The sequence below is a fragment of the Corallococcus praedator genome (assembly GCF_003612125.1).
GTDB classification, from domain to species: Bacteria; Myxococcota; Myxococcia; order Myxococcales; family Myxococcaceae; genus Corallococcus; species Corallococcus praedator.
This window is the reverse complement of sequence record NZ_RAWI01000899.1, coordinates 1-478: the sequence shown is the minus strand read 5'-3', so window position 1 is coordinate 478 and position 478 is coordinate 1. Positions and strand designations below refer to the sequence as shown.

Annotated in this window: 1 protein-coding gene; it reads left to right on the top strand. The window is 43.9% G+C overall.

Annotation, left to right across the window (positions count from 1 at the left end; translation table 11 throughout):
* On the top strand, positions 1-478 hold a 478-nt coding region (locus D7Y13_RS50055), incomplete at both ends, for a glycoside hydrolase family 97 catalytic domain-containing protein (protein ID WP_208734592.1).

Below are 478 nucleotides of genomic sequence, written 5' to 3'. Positions count from 1 at the left end.
TGATTACCGGTCGTGGCAAGTGGGCTTATACTGATGCCGTTTCTAGTGTGCAGTTGGGTAAAACCGATTATTCTAAATTACCTAGCAACGGTAAACACTCTGCCAACACTGAAAATGTGAAGCGATATATCGACTTTGCAGCCAAGAATGGTTTTGACGCCGTTTTGGTGGAAGGTTGGAATGAAGGTTGGGAAGACTGGTTCGGTCATCAGAAAGACTATGTTTTCGATTTCGTTTCTCCTTATCCCGATTTTGATGTCAAATGGCTCAGCAATTATGCGAAAAGCAAGAATGTGAAGCTCATTATGCATCACGAAACCTCTTCGTCTGTTCGCAACTACGAACGTCATCTTGACCAGGCTTATCAATTCATGAAAGATAATGGCTACGATGCCGTGAAAAGTGGTTATGTGGGCGACATCGTTCCTCGTGGAGAACACCATTACAGTCAGTGGATGAACAACCACTACCTCTATGC